The 21,737-nt window shown below is 46.4% G+C and carries 23 protein-coding genes; 9 read left to right on the top strand and 14 right to left on the bottom strand.

Annotated elements, in window-relative coordinates:
- The first annotated feature begins 105 nt into the window (after positions 1-105).
- The 4 genes from fdhD (at position 106) to LL912_RS17785 (ending at position 4,711) form a co-directional block, all read left to right on the top strand.
- Entirely contained in the window at positions 106-975 is an 870-nt protein-coding gene (gene fdhD, locus LL912_RS17770) for a formate dehydrogenase accessory sulfurtransferase FdhD (RefSeq protein ID WP_235554944.1), read from the top strand.
- Entirely contained in the window at positions 959-1,312 is a 354-nt protein-coding gene (locus LL912_RS17775) for a DUF7009 family protein (protein ID WP_235554945.1), read from the top strand. The genes fdhD and LL912_RS17775 overlap by 17 nt, the downstream gene beginning before the upstream one ends.
- Positions 1,313-1,323: 11 nt before the next feature.
- Positions 1,324-3,732 (top strand): FdhF/YdeP family oxidoreductase, encoded by a 2,409-nt coding sequence (locus LL912_RS17780; RefSeq protein ID WP_235554946.1) that lies wholly within the window; start codon positions 1,324-1,326, stop codon positions 3,730-3,732.
- A 61-nt stretch (positions 3,733-3,793) separates the two neighbouring features.
- Positions 3,794-4,711: a bestrophin family protein gene (locus LL912_RS17785; protein WP_235554947.1), complete on the top strand. Its 918-nt coding sequence runs from the start codon at positions 3,794-3,796 to the stop codon at positions 4,709-4,711.
- 18 nt (positions 4,712-4,729) lie between these two features.
- On the opposite strand, the gene LL912_RS17790 is transcribed toward LL912_RS17785, so the two are convergent.
- The 7 genes from LL912_RS17790 to LL912_RS17820 form a co-directional block, all read right to left on the bottom strand.
- Positions 4,730-5,782 carry a HesA/MoeB/ThiF family protein gene (locus tag LL912_RS17790; RefSeq protein WP_235554948.1) on the bottom strand — a complete coding sequence of 351 codons (1,053 nt, stop codon included), beginning with the start codon at positions 5,780-5,782 and terminating at the stop codon, positions 4,730-4,732.
- A gap of 3 nt (positions 5,783-5,785) precedes the next feature.
- Positions 5,786-6,397: an NTP transferase domain-containing protein gene (locus tag LL912_RS17795; protein ID WP_235554949.1), complete on the bottom strand. Its 612-nt coding sequence runs from the start codon at positions 6,395-6,397 to the stop codon at positions 5,786-5,788.
- Complete coding sequence (gene moaC, locus LL912_RS17800; RefSeq protein WP_235554950.1) at positions 6,378-6,854, bottom strand: cyclic pyranopterin monophosphate synthase MoaC; 477 nt, start codon at positions 6,852-6,854, stop codon at positions 6,378-6,380. Before moaC ends, LL912_RS17795 begins: the two co-directional genes overlap by 20 nt.
- A 10-nt stretch (positions 6,855-6,864) precedes the next feature.
- Positions 6,865-8,139 (bottom strand): molybdopterin molybdotransferase MoeA, encoded by a 1,275-nt coding sequence (locus LL912_RS17805; RefSeq protein WP_235554951.1) that lies wholly within the window; start codon positions 8,137-8,139, stop codon positions 6,865-6,867.
- Entirely contained in the window at positions 8,066-9,052 is a 987-nt protein-coding gene (gene moaA / locus LL912_RS17810; protein ID WP_235554952.1) for a GTP 3',8-cyclase MoaA, read from the bottom strand. The genes LL912_RS17805 and moaA overlap by 74 nt, the downstream gene beginning before the upstream one ends.
- 105 nt (positions 9,053-9,157) lie before the next feature.
- Complete coding sequence (locus LL912_RS17815) at positions 9,158-9,496, bottom strand: hypothetical protein (protein WP_235554953.1); 339 nt, start codon at positions 9,494-9,496, stop codon at positions 9,158-9,160.
- A 388-nt stretch (positions 9,497-9,884) separates the two neighbouring features.
- Positions 9,885-10,274 carry a hypothetical protein gene (locus tag LL912_RS17820; protein ID WP_235554954.1) on the bottom strand — a complete coding sequence of 130 codons (390 nt, stop codon included), beginning with the start codon at positions 10,272-10,274 and terminating at the stop codon, positions 9,885-9,887.
- 206 nt (positions 10,275-10,480) lie between these two features.
- On the opposite strand from LL912_RS17820, the gene LL912_RS17825 reads away from it, so the two are divergent.
- Positions 10,481-10,924 (top strand): GNAT family N-acetyltransferase, encoded by a 444-nt coding sequence (locus LL912_RS17825; RefSeq protein WP_235554956.1) that lies wholly within the window; start codon positions 10,481-10,483, stop codon positions 10,922-10,924.
- Positions 10,925-11,048: 124 nt separating this feature from the next.
- Here LL912_RS17825 and LL912_RS17830 read toward each other — a convergent pair whose 3' ends face one another.
- The 5 genes from LL912_RS17830 to LL912_RS17850 form a co-directional block, all read right to left on the bottom strand.
- Positions 11,049-11,492, bottom strand: coding sequence for a hypothetical protein (locus LL912_RS17830; protein WP_235554958.1), 444 nt, complete (start codon positions 11,490-11,492; stop codon positions 11,049-11,051).
- A gap of 302 nt (positions 11,493-11,794) precedes the next feature.
- Positions 11,795-12,451 (bottom strand): response regulator, encoded by a 657-nt coding sequence (locus tag LL912_RS17835; RefSeq protein ID WP_235554959.1) that lies wholly within the window; start codon positions 12,449-12,451, stop codon positions 11,795-11,797.
- A 17-nt stretch (positions 12,452-12,468) separates the two neighbouring features.
- On the bottom strand, positions 12,469-15,309 hold the full coding sequence (locus LL912_RS17840) for a ligand-binding sensor domain-containing protein (RefSeq protein WP_235554961.1): 2,841 nt from the start codon (positions 15,307-15,309) through the stop codon (positions 12,469-12,471).
- A gap of 557 nt (positions 15,310-15,866) precedes the next feature.
- On the bottom strand, positions 15,867-17,039 hold the full coding sequence (locus LL912_RS17845) for a serine hydrolase domain-containing protein (protein WP_235554962.1): 1,173 nt from the start codon (positions 17,037-17,039) through the stop codon (positions 15,867-15,869).
- A 333-nt stretch (positions 17,040-17,372) separates the two neighbouring features.
- Positions 17,373-17,750, bottom strand: a complete 378-nt coding sequence (locus LL912_RS17850) for a winged helix-turn-helix transcriptional regulator (RefSeq protein WP_235554963.1) — start codon at positions 17,748-17,750, stop codon at positions 17,373-17,375.
- Between the two features lie 124 nt (positions 17,751-17,874).
- Here LL912_RS17850 and LL912_RS17855 point away from each other — a divergent pair, with 124 nt between their 5' ends.
- On the top strand, positions 17,875-18,423 hold the full coding sequence (locus tag LL912_RS17855) for a YceI family protein (protein ID WP_235554964.1): 549 nt from the start codon (positions 17,875-17,877) through the stop codon (positions 18,421-18,423).
- 16 nt (positions 18,424-18,439) lie between these two features.
- Positions 18,440-19,306, top strand: coding sequence for a pirin family protein (locus LL912_RS17860; protein WP_235554965.1), 867 nt, complete (start codon positions 18,440-18,442; stop codon positions 19,304-19,306).
- Between the two features lie 26 nt (positions 19,307-19,332).
- Here LL912_RS17860 and LL912_RS17865 read toward each other — a convergent pair whose 3' ends face one another.
- Positions 19,333-20,070: an SDR family oxidoreductase gene (locus tag LL912_RS17865; protein ID WP_235554966.1), complete on the bottom strand. Its 738-nt coding sequence runs from the start codon at positions 20,068-20,070 to the stop codon at positions 19,333-19,335.
- Between the two features lie 88 nt (positions 20,071-20,158).
- Here LL912_RS17865 and LL912_RS17870 point away from each other — a divergent pair, with 88 nt between their 5' ends.
- The gene (locus LL912_RS17870) at positions 20,159-20,491 is read left to right on the top strand and encodes a winged helix-turn-helix transcriptional regulator (protein WP_235554967.1); all 333 of its coding nucleotides are present in this window, start codon (positions 20,159-20,161) and stop codon (positions 20,489-20,491) included.
- A gap of 22 nt (positions 20,492-20,513) precedes the next feature.
- Here the strand turns inward: LL912_RS17870 and LL912_RS17875 are convergent, their stop codons facing one another.
- Positions 20,514-20,846 (bottom strand): hypothetical protein, encoded by a 333-nt coding sequence (locus LL912_RS17875; protein WP_235554968.1) that lies wholly within the window; start codon positions 20,844-20,846, stop codon positions 20,514-20,516.
- 119 nt (positions 20,847-20,965) lie between these two features.
- On the opposite strand from LL912_RS17875, the gene LL912_RS17880 reads away from it, so the two are divergent.
- Positions 20,966-21,736 carry an ImuA family protein gene (locus LL912_RS17880; protein WP_235554969.1) on the top strand — a complete coding sequence of 257 codons (771 nt, stop codon included), beginning with the start codon at positions 20,966-20,968 and terminating at the stop codon, positions 21,734-21,736.
- Position 21,737: the final 1 nt, after the last annotated feature.

Raw genomic sequence — 21,737 nt, forward strand, 5'->3', positions numbered from 1 at the left:
TAATAACTACCGGGCAGCCGCTTTTTTCTTTCGAATTTGTCTGTCATCCCATCAGGTATTTTTTTTTAATTTTATAGTGGTGGATGTCACCCCAAAATATAAGATATGAAAATGAACGGGTTGGAACCAGCGTCTGTAAAAAAAATGCCCGTCAAAAAAGTGGATGGCAGCATCACCCGTTCTTATATCGACACGTTGTCTGTTGAAGAACCGCTCGAAATAAAAATCAGCTACAGCATTCAAAAAAAACAGGAGCGGGCCACCATTTCTGTAACCATGCGAACGCCGGGGAAGGATGTTGATCTTGCCCTGGGATTTCTTTTTACCGAGGGTATTATTGGATCAATAGAGCAGGTTCAACATGTTGGTTATCTGGATGAAAATGTACTACTGGTTACATTAAAAGAGGAGGTTGTACCCCAATTATCGCGATCGGACCGTAATTTTTATACCACATCCAGCTGCGGGGTTTGTGGTAAAACTTCCATTGAATCGATCAGCACGGTTAGTCGTCCTTTCCGGAATTTGAACAGGGGCCTTGTGACCGTTGCGCCCGATATTTTTTATTCGCTGCCCGAAAAACTAAGGGCAACACAAGATGAATTCTCTGCTACAGGAGGTATTCATGCCTCGGGGCTCTTCTCTATTAACGGCGAACTCTTATTTTTAAGAGAAGATGTGGGGCGCCACAACGCACTGGATAAATTAGTGGGTTACGCATTTACGAATCACCAGCTTCCCCTGCAAAACGGTATATTGCTGCTGAGTGGCAGGGCAAGTTTTGAATTGATTCAAAAAGCGGCCATGGCCGGAATTTCAATCGTAGCAGCAATCGGCGCTCCTTCCACCCTTGCAGTAACATTAGCCCGTGAATCGGATATTACACTTTTAGGGTTTCTGAAAAAAGACCGGTTCAATATTTATCATCAAAGCAGTTTTTTACAAATAGCTCATTTAAATGAAGATCAGGATTAAAGATAATTCCATAAGATTTCGCCTCACCAAATCAGAAGTTGCCGATTTGGGACAGAAAGGCTTTGTGAAAAGCGTTACCCAGTTTAAAACCGGTTTGTTTAGCTATTCCATAGAACGTACCGATGAAAATGAAATGGATGCTGCATTTGTCGAAAACCAAATTGTGTTAAAGCTGCCCAAAGCTATGATTCATGAGTTGGTAAATACGGAAAGAATAGGTTATGAAGCGCAGTCCGGAGCTGTAAAACTACTTGTTGAAAAGGATTTTGTATGCATTGACAATACTACAGAAGATCAAAGCGACAACTATCCAAACCCTTCTTTAAACTGTCAGTAAAAACTGTTTTTATGAAAGCAGATTACAATATCGGCTCCCTGCACAAAAAGGAAATAGAAACGATGCTGAAGTCGGAACCGGATGCAGAGAATCCATACAAATTATTAAACCTTAAATTAACCCCTTTAAAGACCTGGGCGGCTGGGATACCTGCTGTAATGGCAGCCATGAAAGACCTTATTGAAGAAAAAACGTTTTTCAGGGGAAACGTGGCCTTGCTGAAAATGAATCAGTTCAAGGGATTTGACTGTCCCAGTTGTGCATGGCCTGATCCTGATGATGAGCGCTCGCCCGTAGCGGAGTACTGTGAAAACGGTGCGAAGGCCCTGGCGGAAGAGGCCACAACAAAAAGACTTACAGCGGACTTTTTTAAAAAAAATTCAGTAATGGATCTTGCAAAGCTGGATGATTACCGGATCGGTAAGCTGGGGCGGCTGACGGAACCCCTATACCTGCCGGAAGGAGCAACACACTATCAACCGATAAGCTGGGAGGATGCGTTTAAAAAAATTGCAACACAGCTGAATGCGTTGAACACTCCGGATGCTGCGGCATTCTACACATCCGGCAGAACCAGTAACGAAGCGTCCTTTGTTTACCAGCTTTTTGCAAAAGCGTTTGGCACGAACAATATGCCCGATTGTTCCAATATGTGTCATGAAACATCCGGCTCTGCCTTGCGTCCCACCATCGGTATTGGTAAAGGAACGGTAAAGCTGGAGGATTTTTATGATACGGATATTATTATCATTATAGGCCAAAACCCCGGAACCAACGCGCCGAGAATGATGAGCGCGCTTGCAAAAGGAAAGAAAAACGGGGCGAAGATTATCGCGGTCAATCCTTTGCCGGAAGCGGGATTAATGGGCTTCCGGAATCCCCAGGAGGTATCCGGCGTTTTAGGTCATGGCGGGAAGCTTGCCGATCTGTATTTGCCGGTAAAGATCAATGGGGATATGGCCCTTTTAAAAGCCATCGAATTACTGCTGCTTGATTTTGAAAAAACATCTCCGGGAGCGGTGTTCGACCATGATTTTATCCGGGAAAAAACGACCGGCTTTGATGCATTTACCCAGCAGTTTGAAAAATATACGCTTGATGCTCTTGCTGCTGAAGCCGGACTTACACCTGCGGCAATTTACGAAGCGGCCCAGATGATGGCCTTTAAAAAACGTATTATAGTTTGCTGGGGTATGGGCCTTACCCAGCAACCCAACGGGGTGGGCATGATCCGGGAAATCCTGAATATTTTGCTGCTGAAAGGCTGCATCGGCATACCCGGCGGCGGGGTGTGCCCGGTAAGAGGCCATAGTAACGTGCAGGGCAACAGAACGATGCTGATTGATGAGAAACCAACGGATGAACAGTTAGACCGCCTTGAAAAATTTTACGGATTTAAAGTGCCGCGCCGGCACGGCTATGATGTCGTAAGGGCCATTAAAGCCATGCACGAAGAAAAGGTAAAAGTGCTTTTTTGTATGGGTGGAAACTTTTTGTCTGCAACACCTGATACGACTTATACGGCTAATGCGCTCCGGAAACTTCATTTACTGGTCTGCGTTTCTACAAAATTAAACCGGGGACATTTAGTTCACGGGAAGGAAGCGCTCATTTTACCTACTTACGGCCGGAGCGATAAAGATATTGTCAATGGGGAAGTGCAAATGATTTCCACAGAAAATTCAATGGGTGTGGTACAGCATTCAAAGGGCATACTGGAACCGGTATCGGACAACCTTGTTAACGAAACCCAGATTGTTTGCCGTATGGCAATGGCTACTTTAGGCAGTCGGTCGGTAGTGAACTGGCAGCGTTATCATGACAGTTATGATGCCGTAAGGGATGATATTGAACAATGCATCCCGGGTTTTAAAGATTACAACAGGCGCGTACGGGAAAAAGGCGGGTTTTATTTACCCAACGCAGCCCGTGATGAACAACGGTTTGCAAAACAATACAACTATCGGGCGCCATTTACCCTTACGGAACTGCCTGATAACCGCCTGGCGGATGATGAATACATGATGGCTACCACCCGCACTCATGATCAGTTTAACACAACCATTTATGGTTTGGATGACCGCTACCGCGGGATCCACAATGAGCGGCGCGTAGTATTTATGAATCAAAAAGACATCGACCATGCCGGCTTTAAGGATGGGGATAAGGTAGACCTGTTTAATTATGATGATGGAATCGAACGCGTTGCGCCCCTCTTCATTATCGTAGCCTATCCCATCCCTGAAAAAAATACGGTTACCTATTTCCCGGAAACAAATGTGCTGATATCAGTAAACAACGTGGTAAAAGAAAGCAATATGCCCGCATCAAAATACGTAAGAATAAAAATCAGGAAGCATAGCCCGGAGGTATATAAAAAGGTAGACGAAATGCTTTATCGGGGCCAATTACAACGATAGCAGGTGTAAGCCTGTACTTTTTTATGTTTCGCGTTCAATTTAACGAGGTGTAATAATTCTTATGATCATCAGAAAAAAAGAACATTGGTTCAGAATGCTCTTTGTGTGGCGGGGCTCCGTGCTTCCTAAGGTATTGCCCCGCCTGCTGGCGCTGTTTTTACTTTCATTTGTAATTGTATACCTGCATGGGCATATTCTTTCCTACAAAGTGCCGCTGAACCCCGCCCCGCTTACTTTGTTCGGATTTGTGCTGGCTTTGTTCCTGGGATTCCGCAATAATGCCAGTTATGAGCGCTTTTGGGAGGGCCGTAAACTATGGGGCGCACAGCTAAACATCACCCGCTCGCTGGTTCGCCAGGCGTTAACGCTGGTAAATACAAAGATTGCAGATGCCTCCGTTATCACATTTGTAGCGTTGCTTACCGCCTGTACCTATGCCTTAAAGCATCAGCTGAGAGGCACCGATCCAACGGAAGATCTCCGGAAACGGTTAAGCGAAAAGCAATTTAAACTGGTTGAACAGGAGCAGTATAAGCCCATCGTAATAACCAGGTTGTTGGGCGAGTGGGTACAAAAAGCAAAGCTTGAAAATAATATAGATTCCATTCAGCAGGCGCGCTTTGATGCGAATATTGATAAAATTGCGGATGTGATTGGTGGCTGTGAAAGAATTGCTTCCACCCCTATTCCGTACAGTTACCGGGTATTGCTCCATCGCACTGTTTATATTTATTGCTTTTTATTACCCTTCGGTTTGGTGGACAGTCTTCGCTGGTTCACGCCCTTTATAGTGGTCTTTATTGCGTATACTTTTGTGGCTTTTGAGGCCATCGCTGATGAAATAGAAGAGCCTTTTGGTACAGACACTAATGATCTGGCCCTTAGCAATATGTGTGAGATGATCGAAACCACATTGTTGGAATTGGCAGGAAGGCATACAGCTGCAACCGCTAAAAAGCAGGATATATTTATAGATTGATTTTGGAAGCGGAGCCGGTTACACGGATGAGGTTTTTTTCAACGCTTGCAAGCCGCCTTCTAAAGAATACACGGTTGCCTGTGGAAACCGGTTTAAAATGATCCTTGCAGCTGCCGCACTACGCCTTCCGGAGGCGCAATAAAAAACAACAGGCATGGAGGAGGAAAGTACTTCGGGATTGTTGGCAAGTATTTCCAACGGGATGTTTTTTCCCCCGATATTAAAATCCTGGTGTTCCGTTTCAGAACGTACATCAATGAACTGGTACGCGGCCATTTTTTGCACACTGTCAAAATCAATGGTTGAAATAGTTGGTGGCAGTCCAGTAATTTGAACGGCGGTTTGCTTTTTAAGCCGTACCGTATAGGAGCTATGCTCCTGCACATTCAGGATCCACAGTTTTCCGGTTAATAGTTTTTCTTTTGCCGAAAAAAATTTAATGGCTTCATTCGCCTGCATGCAGCCTACCATGCCGGCCAGTGTGGGGATAACGCCGCCTTCCGCGCAATTAGGCACTTCTGCTGTTGCTGCATTGGGAAAAACATCCCGGTAATTGGGAGACCGGCTTCCATCTTCCTGCAATACGTTCCACACACTTACCTGCCCCTCGTATTGATAGATAGCGCCATATACCAATGGTTTTCCTGAAAGCACGCAGGCATCGTTCAGCAAATATTTTGTTTCAAAATTGTCGGCGCCTTCAATGACCAGGTCGAAGCCGGCAATAAGGTCCATCACGTTCATTGAGGTAACACGCACATTGTATGGAATGACGACAATACCCGGGTTTTGCTGCTGTAATTTTTTTGATGCAATTTCCACCTTAGGTAAACCTACATCCTGAGGCGTGTACAATACCTGGCGGTGCAGATTGCTTACAGATACCACATCATCATCGGCGATGCCAATGGTCCCAATGCCTGCTGCGGCAAGGTATTGGGCTGCAGGACAGCCCAGGCCGCCAGCGCCTACAATCAATACCCGGGCATTTTGCAGGAGCCGTTGTACATTTTTACCAAAACCAGGTAAGGCTATCTGACAATGATAGCGTTCAAAATGATCGTGTGTCATGGCTTATTGCTTTCCATTGTCTATCATTTCTTTTACTGTAACGGCTTCTTCAGGAGTATTCACATTCATGAGCGTTTCGGGTTGCAAAGGCTTCAATAGTAAAGCCTTGTTTTGTATTAATACTTTTCTCGGACAGGTAATACCCTGTCCCAGGAAGTTCAACAATACCGGATAACTGGCCGGCTCCCAAATGGTGATTAGTGGTTCGGGTAAGCCATCAACCGGACTTTCGTAAGCAGTGGCAATTTTTGTATCGGCTCTGTTTTTAATTAAGTGCTCCAGTGTCTTTTTGTTGACTAACGGGAGGTCACAGGCCACCACCAGCCAGGCTTTATCCGGCTGAGAGCGAAACGCGGAAAGGATGCCTCCCAGTGGTCCCATGTTCAAAAAACTGTCCGGCAAAGCTTTATAGGCAGTGTTGATTTCTTTTTCCTGTTCCTGCCGGCAGGAGATAAAAACCTCGTCACAACAATGGTGCAGCAGGTCGGCCGTATAATAGCGCTGCTCTTTACCATGCCATTGTATCAGGTCCTTAGCCGTACCCATTCTGCGGCTTTTTCCACCCGCCAGTACCAGCCCATTTAATGCCGGTAGTTTATGCACGTTTAAAATCATTTTTACCTCCGGTTTTTTCCATTAGTTGGATACCTCTTATTAAAATATCGTGGCTAAGCGCCTTGCACATATCGTAAATAGTAAGCGCGGCTACGGTTGCACCCGTTAAGGCTTCCATTTCCACACCGGTTTTTGCTTCAACAGCAGCAGTGCAATGAATCACAATTTCCTGCTGATTGTTCACCTCAATGTGAATATCGCAATGATCCAACCCCAGCGGATGGCATAGGGGAATCAGTTCGCCCGTTTTCTTGGCTGCCATAATGCCCGCAATAATTGCTATTTGAAATACCGTGCCTTTTTTGGTAGTGAAACCATCTTTTTGAAGTTCCTGGAAAACGGGTTCGGGTAATGCAACAATTGCTTGCGCTGTTGCCTTTCTGTGCGTGATGTTCTTTTTGCTTACATTTACCACAGTAGGCTGACCTTCGTTATTTAAATGTGTAAAACCAGGCATGGGGAGTATTTTAGTAGTTCCAGATTCTATAGCAGGTGCCCTGCTTGAATTCATGTTGATCCAACGGTAATTCCATAAACGCATCTGTATCGGTCAGGTGGCTGAAGTCCCCGGATCCATTGGTATCATGCACCGTAGCCATCAGACGCCCATCTGTATTACTCCGGAGCTGCACCTGAACAAAGTATTGAAGGGCCGGTGCAAAGCGAATGTCGGTTTGCAGTACTGCATACTGTGGCCGGTCTGTGATTCCCAGGGAAGCGTTCAGCCAGGGAATAAAATAACGATGCAGACACATAAACACGGAAACAGGGTTACCCGGAAATGCAAAAACCGGCTTTTGTCTTTTGTAGGAGCCAAACCAGAAAGGCTTTCCCGGCCGTTGCAGTACTTTGTAAAATAATGCTTCCACGCCCAACGCGTTTAAGACCCGGGGAACATAATCAAATTTTCCCATTGATACGCCACCGCTCATCAGCAGTACATCATAATCATTCAGGCAGCGGGCCAATTCTTTTTTTATCAGTTCAGCATCATCAGCCAGGTGCGCTACATCAGCCGTTACATGATGCTTTTCCAGTACGGATTTGATTACTATTCCGTTGGAGCGCCGCAGCTGGTAGGGCGTAGGTGCTTTTTCTGCTTCGATCATTTCATCGCCGGTGGTAATGATTTTTATACGCGGAACTTTCTTTACCAGAACGTTTGTTTTACCTACAGCGGCCAAAAGCCCCAGTAACGCGGGTGTAATAATGCAATCTGCATTAGCAATCTGGTCGCCCCTTTTTTTGTCCCTGCCCTGCAGGTGTATTTGCTGGCCCTTAATGATCTCTATATTTTTTATGGTTGCAGTACCATTGACAATATCGATATCTTCGTAGCGGATCACCGTATTTACACTATGATCCAGTGCCGCGCCGGTCATTATTTCAATACATTCGTCCTTTGCTGAGATGGGAACCGGAGGTTCGCCTGCAGCCTGTACGGCTTTTATTTTAAAAGAGCGTACGCCTTCAGCATATGCATTGAAATCTATGGTAATGCCATCAACGGTTGCCCTGTTAAACGGCGGCAAATCCCGGTCGCAAACTATATTCTCCGCGAGTATTCGCCCCAATGCCGAATCATATCCCACTTCTTCAGTGCCGTAATTCCCGATTTGCGATTGAATGATTTTATCTGCCTGCGCTACGGTTATAGGGTCCATAATACTATCCTCCAATTGTTGCCATTGACTGGTGTGCTGATTTTTGCCCGGACAGCAAACGCTGTGCATCCCAGCCATCAGCAGGCTTTTTTAACAGCACCGCTCTGATCATAATTTCTAAATCCTCGTCCGTACTTCCCTTACGCAGCAGATCTTTCACATTTAATTTGCCCGCGTCGTACAGGCAGGTTCTTACAATTCCTGTAGGTGTGATGCGTATCCGGTTACAGGAGCCGCAAAAACTACGGCTGTAAGCCGCAATAATGCCTATATTTCCTTCATATCCCGGAATATGGTAATTGGAGGAAGTGGCGTGTGGGGTATCCGGAGTTTTTTGAATATCCGGAAAATGTTCCCGGATAAATTGCAGGATGTGCTGGTGATCCCATTTCAGGGAGATCGTATGTGTGCCCCCGTTAAACGGCATTTCTTCAATAAAACGAACGGAGACGGGCTGTGTTTTTGTAAGCTGCACCAGGGGAATGATGTCTTCAATATTATGATCTTCCATTACCACAGTGTTTATTTTTACGGCAATACCAAATGCGAGAAGGGTTTCCAGTGTTTTTATCACCTGACCCAGTCCATCCCGGCGGCTTATTTTCCGGAAACGCTGTTCATCCAACGTGTCGAGACTGAGATTTACGGATTGAATACCGATGCGTTTCAATTCCGGAACCAGAGGCGCAGTAAGTAGCCCGTTTGTCGTAAGGGTAAGTTCTTTTAAGCCGCTGGTAGCCGAAAGGTGCTCCAGGAAAACCATCAGGTCTTTCCTTATAAAAGGCTCACCGCCCGTAATGCGTATCTTTTCCACCCCCATTTTTACGAACAATGAACAAATACGCAGCATTTCTTCATAAGTCATCAATTCCTTGCGCGGAAGCCAGTCTAACCCGTCTTGAGGCATACAATACGTACAACGCAGGTTGCAACGATCTGTAACGGCTAGCCGCAGATAATTAATAATACGACCGTAACTATCTGTTATCATAACTGCTTTTATAAAACGCTGCTCACTATTATTTACTAAGATTTATAAATCTTCGGCCGGTTTAAAATCTGTAGTGGTTACCACCAGGATCCTGCTACGTATTTGTTACAGGAATTCATTTTGTATGGATGTAACCATATATAAGTTATTCCCGATCGGGGAATTAAAAATTTCGTTCCCTGGGTAAACTACTCTATAACCATCACTTGCTGCAAAGGTAAAATAATAAGAGCTGTATAATTTAGGGTCTTTTCTGTTTAGGGCTACTTTTTCTGGTAAATCTTTTATTAAGACGCTTTTGGCATGTTTCAGCAGGCCTCCTGGCATGCCTTTATGATTCATAATTGCCAGATCCGGAATCGTTTTCGCCGCGCGGGGAGGCGAAGGCAACGGGTTAGCACATAATAGTAATAAAAATACGAGCGGCCATGCGAAATGTTTCATTTTTTATGTTGTTGTTTTATCCGGCAGTTTTGGTTCACCTGCCGGTGTCCGGCTCAATTTAATATACATTAGCCATTGGGAAGCCTTCGGGCTTGTTGCGGCATAATATTCAATACTATTTTCCTGATCAGCGTTACTAACCGGGGCCATACATACGCTGGCCCTGGGATCATTGTATGGTTAGCCCAACATAATTTTTGGGGGGGATTAAAATGAGATAAATGAAAAATGCAATATAGCGGAAGTCATAGTTAAGCGGCAGTAGCGATAAGAAAATAAAGGAAGCAAATTTTTGTTCCTGGTTCTGCAATCATCAGTCCTTCTTTTTGGTCTTAAGTTATTGTGTTACACTGTGTTAGTTTAGTTCTTTTTCAATCACGTGCCGTTTTTACAAGAACGCCTTTAGCTCTTTTTCCCTTGAAAACAGGTTCTTATCGTTGCGGTAAATATGGAAGGCTTCATGGCCCAGGCTTACTACACGGATTGCTTTATCGACCCCAATCCTGGCAAAGACAGATTCAAGGAAGGTGACAACCTTCTCCATTTCAAACTCATATTGGTTAATGGCGCTTTCTTCCCGGATGATCTGCTCATCGTAATCAACGATCTTCTGAGCAACAAGATCGGTAAGTTCGGAGGCTGCAGGCTGCAGCAACCGATCCCTGTTTGCTCTTAACTGCGCTACCTCATTCTCCATTCGCGTAATGTCGGCCTTAAACTTTTCATAGTCCAAAAATGCCGCCGTAATCCGGGTGGTCTGGTTTTTTTCGGGCATCACAACAATGTTTTTACTAAAATTAAAAAGGATTTGCGGGATGGCCAAACCTGGCGGAGTGGTTGTGGCACCGGTCTTTTTCCGGCGACTTTATCCGGGCAAGAGATATTTATGTTGACGGATATAAAGCAGGATATTGTTCTTAACAATTATTTGAATACATTACAATAAAAATAGCGTTCAACGGAGATATAAAACCATTGATGATTATGATCAGGGAAGCCTGCATAAACGATATACCACAAATACAGCGGGTTCGGAATGCCGTGAAAGAAAATACACTTTCCGATCCGGGTCTTGTAACGGATATGGATTGCGAGGAATTTATTACACAAAGAGGAAAGGGATGGGTTTATGAAATGAGTGGCCGGGTGGTTGGGTTTTCCATTGCAGACCTGAGGGAGTATAATATATGGGCCTTATTTGTGCTCCCAGAATTTGAAAAAAAGGGTGTTGGAAAACAATTGCACGATGTAATGCTGGATTGGTATTTTATGCAAACGGCTCAAACTGTTTGGCTGGGTACCGCGCCGGGTACCAGAGCGGAAGCCTTTTACCGCAAGGCTGGTTGGGAGGAATGCGGTACGCACGGAAAGGGAGAAATCCGGTTTGAAATGACCATTGCAAAATGGAGCCTTGTAAAAAGGCGGTAGCGCCTCCGGGGCTTCAAATACAAGCGCTACAGTATATTCAGTTGCGTCAGGCGAAGAAGCAGTCTCCCGTTCCTGGAAGGCGGAGGCCGCTTCTTTCCCGAGGCTTTTAATGCAAGTGCAAACGTTATGATTCGCTCCGGATGTATTTTTTTGAGGAAATCACATCGCCGTTCAGGTCTGATATCACTACAAATAAATGCCGGTTGTTGCGAAGCGAAAACGTGTATGTAAGTGCGTCTTTGGTTGACAACTCGGTTACTCCGTAGATTTCGCAACCGCTGTATTGCTTATGGATCCGCTGCCGCACAAATACCGGGAGGTTCTCTTCCTTGTAATAGCGGATGGTTTGAATAAGGTTACCGGCATTGTCAAACCGGGCTTTCATCAGCTTTCCTTCTGTCTGGAAAGAAACATCACAGTAGTCCTTACCGGAAGCCCAAACTACGTTTTGTACGTTTTTGAACAGGGAGTGAAAGGACTGCAGTGGTCGTTCTCCAACAACCGGATTTGACGCAAAGACCCCGGTTCCCAGGCAGCAGAGGAGCATAAAAAAAGTAAACTGTTTCATGGCTGTATTTTTATTTTTTAAAAGTTGTATTCTTTCGCTTTCTGTCATAAAAATATTACCATCTTAAAAAAAAGTACTCCCCCTTTAAACGTGATTTTTATCGCCGGGGTGTGTAGAAAATGTTAAAAGCTGCTTGTCGTCCAAAGCCGCATTTAACCGGAATGTTGTCAACGCTCTGTCTTTCCGCTGCTATATGCGGTTTAGGCCCCTGCATATTAATAAGCGATTCCGCCTGCAAGCCGGTACCGGCAGGTAGTTCGTAGAAATAAAAAATATTTAGGGAAAAAGGGTCGCCGGATGATTTAAATATACCGGTCTTTCCGGGCAACCTTAATGGCTTCATCGCGGGAGTTGACATCCAGCTTGTGATAAATATTTTTGATATGCGATTTTACCGTTTCAAGATCAATGAATAACTGTGCCGCAATCTTCGAGCGGCTCTTTCCATCGGAAATACACTCCAGGATTTCTGTTTCCCTTTTTGTTAACGGGGAGTTTATGTTTTTTTGAAAATGGCGCATCACCTGCATGGCGATACCGGCGCTCATAACACCCCCACCCTTCATTACTTCCCTGATATGGTCTTTTATTTTATTGAAGGGTGTATTTTTTGTCAGATAGCCCGACGCACCGTTTTTTAATGCTGTAAAAATAAGGTCCTCGGTTTCATGAACCGTAAGCATAATGACCTGTACATGGGGAAGGATTTTTTTTATAGCAGGAAGCGCATCCACTCCTTTGATACCCGGTAGTTGGATATCTAAAAGGATTACATCCGGCTGCTCTTCCTCCAGGTGCTTCAACGCTTCTTCAGCAGATGCATATTCCCCGGATGTAAAAAATTCTTCGTCCGACTGCAAGAGGCTCACATATCCCTTGCGAATGACCTCGTCATCTTCGATGATACATATATTAATAACTGCGGGAGTATCTGATGTAAATGGGTTGCCGATGCTCATAAACTGCGATGCTTCTTTTATTGTTTTAAACTAAAAATTAAACTGCAGCTGGTTCCTTCGTGCCTGGCAGACCGGAGCTGCATGTGGCCCCCGATCTTTTCAGCTCTTTGCTGAATATTGTTTAACCCGTGTCCCCTGGTCTGATCTTTATTAAACCCGATGCCGTTATCTGTAAAGTAAATGCCGATTTTGTCCGGATCCAGCTTCCGGCATACGATCATGACCCGGGTGGCCCCGGCATGTCGCATACTGTTACTCAGCAGCTCTTTAAATATCATTATAATATGACGGTTATAACCCGGGGGGATTTTTATGGCGGCATCGGTATCCGGAAGGCCGGTAAACACAAACTGAACGGCAGTGTCGCTAAAAAGTTCCATGCCTGTCTGCCGGATGGTCAGAAGTACTTCGTTGAGGTTATTACTTTCTTTGGAGAGCGACCAGATGATTTCCCTGGTGCCGGTGTAAAGCCCGAGGGCATTCGATTTTATCTGCCGGATGATCTTGTTTTTTTCTTCGTCTGCCGGATCGGTTTTATGCTGCAGTACATCAGCAAGTATGGATATCCTGGTTAATTTATTCCCCAGTTCGTCATGGAAATCGGCCGCCGTTTGTTCCCGTATCTTTTGTTGCTCCTGCTCCTGGATTTTACGGATTTCTTTGCGGCGCTTCCGTTGCTGATTGGTATAAATGAGTTGTGTTGCCCAGCCGATGCCAACCAGGCTCAATACCAGCAGGCCCATGAACCAGGTGGTTTTGTAATAGGGAGTAATGATCGTAAATGGATACGCAACAGTATTAGCGGAGACAACACCTTCATGAGTTACGGCACGTACCTTAAAAACATATCGCCCCGGCGGAAGGCCCATGTAATTCAGGGAGGTTTCGCGCTGCGGCCGCGAAAACGCAGTATCATAACCTTCCAGTTTATAGGTATACAGAAGCGAAGCCGGATCCCGCAGATAAATGCCTTTAAAATTAAACGAGATGCTGTTGTTGGCAAAAGCTATTTTAGGGTACTTTGGTAAATGTTCCCATACCGAAAGGTCCTCTTTTTTAGTATTGCTGCATCCCGGGTAATCCACCGATTCGATTACAGTAACGGGTATGCCAACCGTTCTTTTCCGGTCGGCAACAGGGTTATAGATATACACACCTTTTGTGGTGCCGATCCATATAGAATGATCATCGCCCTCAATCATTGCGTTGAGGTTGGTTTCTGAAGGCTCATAGCCATCGGCGATGTTAAACAACCGTATGCGGATATGACCTGTTGCAGTATCCAGTTGCAGTTGCTGCACCCCCGAACTGGTGCCCACCCATAAATTCCCCCCGGAATCTTTCATGATCGCAAAAACATTATTATCTGCAAGGCCGCTCTCCCGGTTGAAGACGCGCACCCTGTTATGAGCCTGGTCCCAAAAGAAAAGGCCTTCGTCAAAACTTCCGATAACAATATAGTTACCTACCTGCTCAAAGCAGGCAATATTTACATCTTCTAATTCCGGAATACGCAAAGGCCTTGCTGCACCCGTAGAAGCAAAAATAAAGCAACCTTTGCTGCCGCCCGCTAATATTTCATTGTTGCCGAGCGCAATGGAATTTACCGCTCCGATAGCTCCAACGATTTTTTGCACCCGGGTCCCCTCCACCCAGTAGCTACCCATAGTCGTATGTACACATACCTTATTGCCATAGGACTTAATCGTAAAAATGCCGGGCCGGTAATCCTTTTCCAGCAGGATTTCGGAAACACGACCGTTACTGATCTTTAACAGCCGGTTTTCCATGGTGCCTACATAAATATTTCCCCCGGGATCCGACCCCAGGCAGTTCACACCGCGGATCGCTTTCTGTAGCGGATCGATCGGCTGGAAGGTTTTTTTCGCGGCATTGTATTTTAGCAGGGCCCCCTCCCGGGTACCGGTAAACAGCTGCCCGTTTTTATCTTTTGCAAAGCCCATTACTACATTGCCAATAAGACCGTTGTTTTTGTCATATCTTATGAACGGGCCGCCAGAATATTTAAACAGGCCATCGCCATCGGTGCCAAACCAGCAATTACCGTTATTGTCTTTAAAAATAATATTGACCATATTATCCGAAAGCCCGTTTTGGGCATTCAGCACCTCCTTTACTAACAACGTACCGCTATCGATCAGTAAAGCGCCATGTGCTGCCGCAATCCAAAGGTTATGTTCTTCGTCTATGTTGATGGATTTGAAAGAACCATTGTATTGTTTGCGCTGTATGATATGTTCGCCTTGTATCTTTAACAACGTGCCTTTATTGGTAATGGCATAGTAAATTCCGTTGCTTTCCGTCATTGACCGTACAAACTCCCGGGGCATTAAACCGGGTAGTTCGATCTTTTTTGTCCAGGTTCCGTTTAACAGTTCATAGAAACCCTGCTGGTAAAAATATACCCAAAGTTTTTTTTTCTGATCACGGTATGAGCAGGTAGGGCTTTTTGCGCCCGGGGGCAACGGTACTTTTGTGATGGTGTTACCTTTTACGACAAACAGACCGTTCCAAAAATCATATGCATAAATATTCCCGCTGGCATCTTCTGTAATGACGCTGAAATCATGGCTCGTTTTTGGCACCGGCATTTTAAGGTTCCCGAACCGGTATCCGTCGTACCGAGATAAACCTTTGGTGGTACTGATCCATACATCACCGTTGGAAGCACTATACAACGCCATAATCACATTGGAAAGGATGCCGTCCTTTTTGGTAAAGGTTTTAAAACGGGCTCCGTCAAAGCGGTTTAGCCCGGCAATGGTGCCGATCCATAAATAATGCCGTACGTCCTGCGTAATACTGGTAACCTGCGACTGGCTCAACCCCTTGTCCACATTAAAATTTTCAATGGGAAGCCGTTGCGCTCGTGTTATTTGAAAAACAAGGCAAAAGAAAAGAATGAAACAGATGCGCTGCTGCAGTTTTATCATTTGAGCCCATTCCTTATAAATATAAACCACAAAGCCCGTACTTAATTGTTAATTTTTAGATATATTTATACCACAAAAAGGGCAGGTAGTGAAAACCACCTGCGTTGCAGATAACAAAATCTACATGAGAAAATTTTCGGTTGTATTTTTTAAGCGGATAGGGCGCTGCGAGCGTTGCCGCTATCAAATTCTATTTCATATCCAAAAGTAACTCCGTTTAAATAAAAACAGATCCCCCGGAAAGGGGGATTATTCATAAAAGGATATCGGATGCTGAACACATCTGCCAGTAAAATAGCCGCCATCCGGAAAAGGTACCCGGGTTGTTTGAACGGTTGGTGAGTAAAGCCGCGCTGGATAAGGCCTGAAAGAAATTGCGCCAACCTGGAGGCTGGCGCAATGTGCAATTTTTAAACGGGATGTATTTTCATAAAGTAGGTTGTTCCACCGATGTTGTTTTATTATTCTTCAACCCAGGAGGCATTATAGGCGTCTTTTGCGATGGTATACATATTGCGCCAGCCGTCACCAACCGAATTAACGCTTAGCGCCAGTTCCACACCTGCCGGCATTTTGATAATAAGGGTTTGTAAACCAAGGTCGCCGTTCTGGGGGCCATCCACGCCATTCCGGTCTGCATACAGAGCGCCTCCGTGTCCATAGGCTATACCGCCGGTTACGGCAAACACCCCATTCCATCCCAGGCGTTCGCTGTCCATCATCTGCTTTTGCTGCTTTGAAAGCAGTGCTTCCGTATGCGCCAGGAAGGTAATGATACGTGCCAGGTCGGTTGTGGTCAATACAAATCCGCCACCGCCGCAAAACTCCGTCCAGTCAACGTGTGAAAGGCCTTCCAGCCGCGCGGGTGCTTCATTCAGCATCTGGAGGGTATTGCCTTCAACGGGTTTGCAATTACGGATGCCGAGGCCTGCTTTGTCAAAAACGTATTCCTGCACCAGGGCAATGTATTCTTTGCTCATCCAGGAGTCGAAGTCTTGCTCGGAAAGCGCCAGTTCCTGGTTTCCGAATGCTACGGGGTTATTGATCTTGGGCAGCATTGCACGGAAAAGGGCAAAGTTAATATTGGAATAGCTAGCCGGTTTTTGCGGTGCGGTTATCGGGCTGCTTACAACCTTTTTAAGCGTGTCCCAACTGGTATTGCTTCCGCGTATGCCCGAGCTATGCGTAAGCAGGTCTTTAAACGTGAGGTTTTTGATGTCTTCATGCTGGGCCCAGGATTTAGGAAGCCACATCCCTATTTTTGTGTGAATGCCCAGATGCCGTTTTTCAAGAAGTTTGATGGTGGTAATTGCCGTAAGTGTTTTGGTAATGCTTGCAATATTCACATAGGCATCCACGTTGGCCTGCATATCGCCGGCAGCGGGCGTGCTTCCGAGGCCGTACGCTGCTTTTTCGGCTACCTTCCCGTGTTGCATTACGAGAAACTGGTAGCCCCGGGCGCCGGCCAGTTGTTCCTGCAGGTTCTTTTTAAAAAGCTCGGTTTTAAAAACCATGCCGGGCATTTTAATGGGCAGATCTGTTTTGTGACAAGAAATCATACCGGCGCTGATGGCCAGACCGAGGGCTGCATAAAGCATGAACTTCCATGCTCTTCTTGCGTTTGTTGTTTTCATTTTTTTTGTGTTGAGGGTTGCTGAATATTTACGAATCAAAAGTAGCGGACCACCGGGGTGATCGGTACCGGTAATTGACCAATACGTAATTTGGTTTAACAAATGCAGGCTCTAATTTAATCAGATGGAGAAATGACCGGTTGAGGCCTGCTCTGGTTGTCCCGCATACAACGGGTTCAGAGGTTATGCCGCAGCAAAAAAGGCCGGACTAATCAATAAAAGAATGACCGGTCTGTTAATTGAAGAAGGGTGGCAGCTAAAAACCCGCGTGCTGTGTCAGCGGATACATTTTTCATAAGATTGCCCGGTGGGGCCGTGGCCCGGATGGTTGCCTTATTTTTTGCGCATACCTTTCTTAATGGTCTCCCGGTGCATCATGCCCCAGGCTGAAAGCGCATCCAGTACATCGCCCAGTGTGCCGGCGTATTCAGTCAGCGCATAACTAACAATTACGGGCGTGCCGGTAAATACCCGGCGATGCACAAACCCGTTCAATTCGAGGTCTTTCAGTTCCGCTGCAAGCGCTTTGGCAGAAATGCCTTCAATAGACCGCTGCAGTTCATTAAAACGCTTGCTGCCGGTTTTTAAAGCTACAATAATCCGGAGTTTCCATTTGCCACCGATGGCATACAGCGCATCTCCTACAGCCATTAAGTTGGCCTTGCATGCTTCTGCAGACAGGAGAACATCGCAACGATTTGATTTCGCCATGATCTGTTGTTTTAGAACTGCAAAGATACCCACTTACGTCTTGTATAGTGCTTACCTTTAGTTAAGTGCTTACTTTTTGAAAGTATGTTGAAATAACTTTGTGCTCTTAAACAAAAAATATGTTATGACACAAACAAAATGGTTATCAGACAGTACACACAGTGAATTAGGTTTTAAAATCCGGCATTTAATGATCAGCAACGTAACCGGTTCTTTCCGGGATTTTCAGGCAGAAGTAGCTGCACCTGACGACGATTTTAGCAAGGCTCAGGTAAAACTTACTGCCCGTATGGATTCCGTATCGACGAATAATGAGCAGCGGGATGCGCATCTTCGTAATGCAGATTTTTTTGAAGCGGAAAAATACCCCGAGCTGGAGTTTGTATCCACCGGCATTACACGTAAAGACTCCGATACCTTTGATTTGGAGGGCAATCTCACCTTAAAAGGTATTACCCACCCCGTACAGCTAAAGGTAGAATACAATGGTACAACAAAAGATCCCTGGGGCAATGAGCGGGCGGGTTTTTTCGTAACAGGGAAAATTGAACGCAGCCTGTGGGGTATTAATTTCAACTCTGTACTGGAAACCGGTGGTATTGCATTGGGTGAAGAAGTGAAGATTCAGAGTGAACTGGAACTGGTAAAACAGGCGGTGGGCACTCCTGCATAAAGAAATCGTTAAGCGTATGGAAAGAAGGCTCATAAGGATTGAAAGTCCGGACGCCCGTCCGGGTTTCCTGGGTGCCGGGCATATGGCCCGGCAACTGGTTGGGACCAATTTTACCGCCTCCGATCCCTTTATCATGCTGATGGATGATGTACTGGATAAGAAAGATTTTCAACCTGCGGGCGGCCCGCATCCGCATGCCGGCTTTGAAACGGTATCGCTGCTCCTGGAGGGTGAAATTGGTGATGAAACCTATAAAATGCAGCCCGGTGATTTTCAGCTGATGACGGCCGGCAGTGGTGTGGTGCATACTGAAACCATCGACCGGCCCATGCGGTTAAGGCTGCTGCAGCTCTGGATGAATCTTCCCGGCAAAAACAGGAATGCCCTACCCAGGGTTCAAGACCTGCCGCTGGCACACGTACCGGTACTGGATAAAAATGGCGTACGGATCAGATTGTACAGCGGTTCGCTGAACGGACTGACCGCACCGGTACGCCATTATGTACCACTGATCGTTGCCGATATTGCGCTGGAAGCAGGTACAACAGCCCTGCTGGATCTTCCTGCTTCATACAACACATTTGTATATATGCTGAAGGGCGCTATTACCGCCGGTGCAGATGCAGCACTCCTTCGCAAGGAGCAGGTAGGATGGCTGGACCTGTTTGAAAAGGACGGACCAAGTACGTTAAAAGTTACCGCCAAGGGAGAGGATGCGCGACTGGTGCTTTATGCGGGTGCGCCGTTACATGAAAAGATTGTGGCGCACGGTCCCTTTATTGCCGACAGTGCGGATGCGATCCCGGAGCTGTACCACCGGTACCGCGCCGGCCGGATGCCGCATATTGCAACAGTTCCGGCGGAACAGCGGATACTGCTGTAACAGTGGTCGGCGGCCAGACCCTGTTACTACAGGGTCATACCACCATCTATAATAAATTCTGATCCGGTGATAAACGCGGCCGGTGTGCCACATAGATAGGCAACAAGCTTTGCCACTTCTTCAGGAGTACCGGTTCGTTTCAATGGAATGGTAGCTGCCAGCTGGTTAAACATGGTTTGTACCGTTTGCGGATCTTCGCCGGATTTACTCAGGACCTCGGTTCTGGTGGGTCCGGGACTGATCATATTCACCCGGATCTTCCGGGGTGCCAGCTCCGCGGCCGCAGTTCGGGCAATGGAGTTCAGCGCCGCTTTGCTGGCCTGGTATACCGAGCTCAGCGGTTGGTGCATGGCGGCTACAATTGAAGACAGGATCACTACGGAGGCCCCGTCGTTCAGCAAAGGAATAAACCGGCTCAGTGTGAAATAGGCACCTTTGAAATTAATATTCATTACCTGGTCAAAGCTGGCTTCTGTTACCGATTCGATCGGCGCACGCATTCCGGTGATGCCTGCATTGATGAACAGAATATCCAGTTTACCAAGTTGTTGTTCCACCGCCTGGTACAGCCGGTCCGTATCATCTAAGTTTGCCTGATCGGCCACGAACGGAAGGGCGCCTGTTTCGACGGATGCCTGTTCAACAGCCGTTTTGCGCCGCCCGGTAATCATCACGGTTGCTCCCAGGGCAATCAATTCTTTTGCTGTGGCATACCCGATGCCACTGTTGCCTCCTGTTATGAGTGCTTTTTTGTGCTGTAACATGTAAGTGTAATTTTCAGCAAAGCTATCGCGTAAATGGTATACTTTTGTAATCAGTATCATAGAGTATACCAGATAACACATATCATTTATGCGTAACCAGGCAGAAGAATTAAGAGCATTACAGGACACACTTTATTTTATCGGAGGAAAGTGGCGGATACCGGTAATCAATGCGCTTTGCAATGGCCACCGGCGTTTCCGGGAAATTGAACGCAGTATCCCCGGCATCACCACCCGGATGCTGTCAAAGGAGCTCAAGGAAATGGAAATGAATAACCTGGTGAAAAGAACCGTTTATGCCGATACCCCGGTGCTGGTGGAATATGAACCTACCACCTACTGCCGTACTTTCGGATCGATTATACAGGAAATGATTCGCTGGGGACGACAGCACCGGAAAACCATCCTGCAACAGCAGTAAAGCACCTGCGGTCGCAGGCATGCTATACCTGCGTTTTTACCACATCCCTTAATCCGTTATAGGGTTTTTCTGCTGGCATAGAGTCCTTCCTCTTTAGCATGGGTCCGGGGTCAGGATTTGCCGGTTGAAACCTGTTCTCAAACATCGGGTTTTGTCCGGGGGAGCCGGCTCCTTCATATAGAGGATTATGCGCAGTTGAATCGGCCTGCATAGACCGTTGCTGCCGGGCAACAGTAACATTCATTGAAAGCCGCGATGGCATGCCGGAGCTTATAGCGACCCGGGAGCTGTTTATCTGGGCAAAGCTGGCCTGGGCACAAACCAGGAACATGCAAAGTGTAAGCGTTTTTTTCATTGTTTTTAAGTTTGTTGTTACCAGTATATCACCACCAGCCCTTATTTGTTACCCCACAAGAGGTTTTTACCGGCAGGCAAAAAATTTAGCAATTATTTACTAAATATATTAGTAAATAATTGTACCTTAGCAGTGGCTGCCAGCAGCCCGTTTATATGGCACAGGCGCTGTTTCATACCCACATTTTTCAGCAGCTGCAGGAAGAACTGCTGTTACTCCAGGGCCTGCGGGCGCCACTGGATGCGGAGTTGCAGGATACAGGGCTGGGTATTATTAACCAGTCGTTTCCACATCACGCATTCCCCGTAGGAGCTGTACATGAATTGATGAGCAGCTGTCCGGAAGATGCGGCTGCTACCACTGGTTTTATCGCCGGCATACTGGGTACACTTATGCGCAGCCGTTCCTGCCTTTGGGTGAGCAGGCACCGGAACATTTTTCCTCCCGCCTTAAGCATTTTTGGCATTACGCCAGACCAGGTCCTTTTTGTGGAAGCTCCGGATCCTAAGATGGCGCTCTGGGCTATTGAAGAAGGGCTTAAATGCGAAACCCTTGCTGCAGTAGTAGGAGAAGTGCAGGAGCTGGGTTTTACGGCATCCCGCCGGTTGCAGCTGGCAGTGGAAAAAAGTCGGGTAACCGGGTTTATTCACCACCGCACCGGCCGGGTTGCAGGAAACCTGGCATGTGTTTCCCGCTGGCGGATCAAACCTGTGGCCAGCGCTCCTCCGGAGGGCCTGCCGGGTGTAGGCTTTCCATGCTGGAACGTGGAACTGTGCAAAATCCGCAATGGCCGCCCGGGTACATGGAAGGTGCAATGGACCCCACAGGGTTTTTACGTGCTGCCGGAAAAAAAGATCCGGCAGGAAGTGATTATAAAAAAAGCAGGATAAC

The organism is Niabella agricola (assembly GCF_021538615.1).
GTDB classification, from domain to species: Bacteria; Bacteroidota; Bacteroidia; order Chitinophagales; family Chitinophagaceae; genus Niabella; species Niabella agricola.